The organism is Devosia psychrophila (genome assembly GCF_000971275.1).
Taxonomy (GTDB): Bacteria; Pseudomonadota; Alphaproteobacteria; order Rhizobiales; family Devosiaceae; genus Devosia; species Devosia psychrophila.
The window spans coordinates 1-5,714 of record NZ_LAPV01000069.1 but is presented as its reverse complement, the minus strand read 5'-3'; the positions used below and the strand labels follow the sequence as shown (position 1 = coordinate 5,714).

The following is a 5,714-nucleotide window of genomic DNA, read 5'->3' as shown; positions in this document are numbered from 1 at the left end:
CCTCCTCGAACCTATCGGCAATATCCCGCCAGCGGAAGCTGAGGCAAACTTCTACGCGGCACTGGAACAAACGGCCATGGCCGCATAACTTATACCAAACAGCCTCCGGAATTCCCGGCGCGGTTCAAACCCAGGAAAGCGGCGCTGATACTTGGCGATCAGTTGCGGATCAAAACTGGCCTGACGGTCGCGCGGCACGTCTATCGCCATCGTGCCGGTCTCGGTCATCACCGTCTTGCGACCATAGCCGTTGCGCATGTTGCCGGCGCCATCGTCGCCGGCCAGATGATGATCCATCTCCGCGTTCAACGCCCGCTCCGTCAGCGCCTTCTTGAGCGCATCAAGCAAGCCGCCTTGCTCAAAGGCAGCACTGGCCGCATCACCAGCCAGCAGTTGGTCGAGAAGGTCATCCGCTCACGCAGCACCGCATCATCGACCCTGATGGTCTGGTAGCGCATCGTCATCCTGCAGCATCCCAGCACCTGGCACGCCCGCCGCTCGCTCATTCCAAACACCGTCTGGAGATGGGCGACAGCATCCCGCTCAACGGCGGGCGTTACCATTTTTTTCCGAGCAGGTCTTTCAACGCCGAGTTGTCCAGCATCGCATCGGCCAGCAGCCGCTTGAGCTTGGCATTCTCATCCTCGAGCGCCCTAAGCTTGCGAGCCTCGCTAACGTCCATGCCGCCATACTTGGCTTTCCATTTGTACACGCTGGCGTTGCTCACACCATGCTTGCGGCACAGATCGGCGACTGGAACACCCGCCTCGTGCTCTTTTAAAATCCCGATGATCTGGTCTTCGGTAAACCTGCTGCGCTTCATCTCTGGTCCTTTCTAGGGGCCAGAGCCTACTTCAAACTGGATTAGAGGCCGGGGGCAACGTCATCTTCGTGATCGACGTCTACTCTCGTTATATCGTGGGATGGCGGGTCAGCCGTACCGCGCGCTGCAGACAACAAACGCAGTCGCCGCCTGACGCCTGCAGAACATAAAAGATTGGGTGACGTGCTCCGGGAAGCTGACGACCAGATTTATCAAGCTCGCGAAGGGCTGTGGCTTCTTGCGCTGACCGGCGCGCGCATTAGTGAAATCGAAGGGTTGGAGTGGATGGCGATCTCCAAACGAGCAGCGGTTCTTGAGGATACTAAGACTGGACTGTCGCTTCGACCATTTACAGAGGTCATGAGGGACGTTTTTCAACGCGTAACAAAATCAAATCAAAACAAATATGTGCTGCGTGGGTTCCGAAGCTCTGTTGGTCACTATGGCGGCTTGGACAGTGCAGTCGGGCGATTGACGAAACGAGCCGCCTTGCAAGATATTACCGCTCACACGCTTCGACATTCTTTTGCGAGTGTCGGCAACGACCTCGGGTATACCGAGAGCACTATCGGCGCCATTATTGGCCATGAAACTCATTCCATCACGGCTGATTATATTCATCATCTCGATCCAGTGCTTGTGGCTGCCGCCAACAAAATCGCGAACGAGGTGTACCGCCAAATGCTAGAGGGAACCGATATCAATTTGGAGCTGTAAACAATTTTCCCGATCCATAAACTAATCTGCAATGTGGCTCATGCTTCGTAGGCCTTACGACCGTTCGACACGACGACTCGACCTGCCCTTTCTACGGAAGTCCCGCGCGCGGCTGGGCTCTGATTAATATTGTATTGCGAGAAGTGGCGAGAGACACGGCGGAATCGAAACCCTCTAGGCTCGATATCGATATCGATATCGAGCCCGATGTCTCGGTCGCGGCCGCGTTTCGACCACCAATGCCAACGACTTCGGCGTCGGCGTCGGCGTCGGCGTCGGCGTCGGCCTGTATGGTGCCGCCTCGATAGAGGAGGCCAATATCAAGTTTGCTCTCTCCCATGTCTATCATGACGTCCACAGCACCCGGACGGTGATGGTTCCGGCTTGGCATCGGTGCTCGATGCAATCTATGGCGCCACCACCATCCAGGGCTATGACGAACTAGGCTATGCGCTCGATCTGCGACCAGCCGAGATCGAGCCCTATGCGCAATTAGGCGTGGTGCATCGAGCTTGAGCGCGTCGATGGTGGGTGGCGCAATGGCTTTGCCGTCGGCGCGGGGCGGCGGCACGTCAATATGTACATCGTCAATGATGACTGCTGCTTTAGCGGGTATAATGCCAATCACTTCGCGCCCGCTGTAACGGCCGCTGTTGCCGGTTGGCGCTGGGAAGCTTCCGTCAGCAAGCACACGATATCGCCATGGGCAGCGAACTGGGTCGTGTCAGACATGGCCACCAAGTTCTAAATCCGAGCGCCAGGTTGCCACTAAACTGATAGTGCTACATACTTATCTGGATGACGCGCCCGACACTTTTTGCATTTCTGACGATTGGTGTCCTGGCGCTTTGGTGCGTTGCGGTAAGTCAGCGTGCAAACGCCGATATCTCGGTTGCTGCGTTTCCTTTGGCGGGGCAGTTGTTGCCGGACGATCCGCTTAGGTCTCTCCAAGAAATCGAGGCAGACTATAAGGCTCTCGGGGTTTCAGTTCCGAGATCGGCTTCAATGGACGATCTTTTAGCAGTCACCAGCCGCGACAATGCGGCGGAACTTCTAGAGGTCGCCGTCCTTGTCTATGAGCACTACGTCTTCTCAAACGCTCCTGCACGATCCCTGGCGCCGGCCGAGTATGCGTCTATATTTTCGGATGCCGTGCCGGGGGTATGCGACAGTGCTTCGGTTATGGTTCGCCAACTACTCCCGAAGCATTTCGAGGCTTATAACCTCAACCTGATTGCGCCAAGATACGCGCCGACGACAAAGGAAGTCAGTGGCCAGAACTTCGGATATTGGGGCCACACGGTGGCGGAAGTGGTTTTAGAGCGTGGTGCGGCTGCAATTGATCCCACCTATGGGTTTTTGCTGGTCACGCAAGAGCCGCGCTTTACGACAGAAGTTTTCCGTACCCACAACTTCAAGCAATTCGCACTGAGCCAACCGCCTTTCACTGAGAGGCAGCGATACGACTTTCAGCACGGCCTTGTTTACCCGCGCGCGGGATTGCCATTCAGCAGCGTGGCGCGAAGCGGCGACCCAATTGAGCCAACGTTCCCCGCTATACGGGTCCCGACAGAAGGCGGCGTTGCCATTGGTCGCTTGGATGGGTCAAGCGCCGAGATGCTGAACACGTTCGGCGGGTGGGGAGACCACATCGGATATTGGTATGAGCCTACCAAAAGCGACTGGCGGTTTGCACCGAACGAACCGGGGCGTTACGCTGTCGTCTTCTATCTCCTGGGCGGGGACAATGCCGTACAAAAAGCCGCGCTGGATGTAGAAGTTTCAGTTTCTGGCGGTCAGTTGGCCACATTACGTTACCTGCCATCACAAGCTGACCCCAAGCAAATCAGCATCACCTTCGATGCGTCTGGCGAAACGGTCATCTCCTTTAAGTCAAATGCGGCTGCTTCTCGGTTGATAGACTCGATACATGCCAAGCGGCTTTCTGGCGTGGAATACATAGGGTCAATTTTCAGGCAAATTACCAACCTGTAAGGCTGAGAAGTTCGACTGTTGTGCTGGGCAGTTACCCCATTCTGCCCCGCCTGAAGATTTTCATATTACGATAGATCGAGGCATCGCTCACACAGGACCTTTTTCATTCCGGCCAGTTCGGCCCTCGCTCTATATTCACCAAATCAAAATCCTTCAGCAGAGCCGTGACCGTTCGTGATCCCTCCGACAGGGTAATGTGCAGGAACCGGGTCGCCATTATAGACTAGTTGCGCAACGAAAATTAGGCGATGGTGCGGGCTACTGGTCGCGATGTCGAGTGCGCCTGGTTTTGTGGTATCGTATTGATCGGACGGGCATGTTCAGCCAACGCACAGTTTTCAGCGCTGCGACGGCATCGCTTTTAGCGTGTATAGCCGCGGTCATTATTGCAGCCATACCTCCTGAATTTGGCAAAGACAGCCAGTATTACGTGCAGGCCGGCCATCTATGGGAAAGCGGTCAAGTAACTTATGCAGCTAGTCTGATCGGGTCTCGCGTCTTCGCTGTATTGGCCTATTTTCTGCCGCAGATGTTGTTCGGAGTTTCCATCGACAGTATAGCGATTGCACTGTCAGCAATCTGGTTAGCGTTCAGCATCGTCCTTATTATTTGGATATATCTGGTCGCTCCAAAAGGAACCAGACTAGTGGCCACGATGGTAGCGCTAGGGGCCTCCCTCGTATGGGTGCCTTGGAACTATCCGCTGACTGACCAATTCGGGGTGATCATCTCGGTCCTTGCACTAGGCCTGTATGATCTCAGTCGACAGCACATGCGGAGCAGCATTTGGCTCCTGATAGCATCAGCCTTGATATGTGGGTTGGGGATGGGGTTTCGCCCGGAGCCTATAATGTTGTTCTGCCTGGTGGTTTGTGCCGCAGTTCTATCCCACCCGATCTCCAAAACATTCGGAAAGAGGGCTTTAGTATGTGCGGCAATGGCTCTGGCATTTGTGGCTGCGTCAATGATGCCCGCCGTTACATTCCGGCTATTTTCGGGACAACCGCTCCCCGCTCAGGTCAGTGGTTATTTTGTCTTCTTTCAGCCTGTGAATTCATTGGGAGACCCGTCGTTTGGGCCAAACTCCGAACTGTTGGCGAATCTTGGGGAGGAGGTTGTGGCCACGCGCGCGGACCTTGCGTTGCTTTCGAGGATTCGACTGGGGTACCCGGAGGCGTATAGCCTTCAGGGTCCGGAATTTGCGTCCGAATTATATGCGATGGCTGGTATTGAGACGATAGCCCATCGACCGATCGAAACTGCCTGGCTGTTGGGAGATGCGGTTTCCCAATACCTCTTTTGGCAGCCATATAGTTGGGACATCCACTACTCGACAGCAAATCATCGAGAGGCTTCGACCAAGAAGCGCTTAGCCGCCATTGATCAGGGCAGGGTAATAGACAGCCCTCGATTTGGAGGGGACGGCACATGGCCCGTTGGCCAGCTTTTTGAAAAGAGGTTATCGGCGGTGGCCGCACTTGGGCCCATCCGCGGCATAAACATTCCGCAGTTTGTGCCACCTGCCTGGACTCTCAGTCTGCTTGTCGGCTTTCTGATAATTTTTGGTGTCTCTCGAGGTGGCATCTCAGACGTGGCAGTCATAGCTGCCTTACTATTTCTGGCGCATATTTGCCTCGCCGCGTTTAGCCAGGGTTATGTGCTCAGGTACGGATCATCTGCCAGTCTGCCTCTGCTCATAACTGGCATTGTCACTCTGACAGGATTTGTGCGCAAACCCTTCCCCGGTCTGATGCGCCGTATGAGGCGGCGAATAGCATAACTTGGCCAACAGACTTGGCATCTTTGGATACCCAAGGCCTCGTTCATGGGGGGCCAGTTCGACCCTCGCTCCGACTTCACCAGATCAAAGTCCTCCAACAGCGCCAAGCCGGGCCGTTTAGCGGCTGAAGTTCCATGGCGCCGCCATCACAAGGGGCATGGGAAATGTCAAACTTGCGGCCATCCGACGATGCCAGACGAGATTGCCCAAACCATGTAAATTCGTAGTTGCAGTTTCACGGGCTGGCAGCTCTCTTTGGCGGGCTCGAGGGCTATCGGCGCCTGCACGTACTGCTGCGGCGAGAAGGCCATATGGTCAATCACAAGCGGCTGTTCCGCATCTATCGCGAGGAGAAGCTGGTCGTGCGCCGCCGCGGCGGCCGCAAGCGGGCGATGGGCA

General features: G+C 55.6%; 4 protein-coding genes and 3 pseudogenes. 5 read left to right on the top strand and 2 right to left on the bottom strand.

What is annotated here, in order from left to right; translation table 11 throughout:
- Positions 1 to 117 precede the first annotated feature (117 nt).
- Both WH91_RS05555 and WH91_RS23205 read right to left on the bottom strand, forming a co-directional pair.
- A pseudogene (locus WH91_RS05555) lies at positions 118 to 393 on the bottom strand (transposase); the annotation flags it as partial.
- Between the two features lie 14 nt (positions 394 to 407).
- A pseudogene (locus WH91_RS23205) lies at positions 408 to 823 on the bottom strand (transposase); the annotation flags it as partial.
- Between the two features lie 90 nt (positions 824 to 913).
- Here WH91_RS23205 and WH91_RS05545 point away from each other — a divergent pair.
- From WH91_RS05545 to WH91_RS05525, 5 genes and pseudogenes are all read left to right on the top strand, one after another.
- A complete protein-coding gene (locus WH91_RS05545) occupies positions 914 to 1,540 on the top strand; it encodes a tyrosine-type recombinase/integrase (protein WP_082102006.1) in 627 nt (208 codons plus the stop codon).
- Between the two features lie 384 nt (positions 1,541 to 1,924).
- Positions 1,925 to 2,056, top strand: coding sequence for a hypothetical protein (locus WH91_RS25750; RefSeq protein WP_280140271.1), 132 nt, complete (start codon positions 1,925 to 1,927; stop codon positions 2,054 to 2,056).
- 282 nt (positions 2,057 to 2,338) lie between these two features.
- Complete coding sequence (locus tag WH91_RS05535; protein WP_046170015.1) at positions 2,339 to 3,535, top strand: hypothetical protein; 1,197 nt, start codon at positions 2,339 to 2,341, stop codon at positions 3,533 to 3,535.
- A 316-nt stretch (positions 3,536 to 3,851) separates the two neighbouring features.
- On the top strand, positions 3,852 to 5,315 hold the full coding sequence (locus WH91_RS05530) for a hypothetical protein (RefSeq protein WP_046170014.1): 1,464 nt from the start codon (positions 3,852 to 3,854) through the stop codon (positions 5,313 to 5,315).
- A 269-nt stretch (positions 5,316 to 5,584) separates the two neighbouring features.
- A pseudogene (locus WH91_RS05525) lies at positions 5,585 to 5,714 on the top strand (IS3 family transposase); the annotation flags it as partial.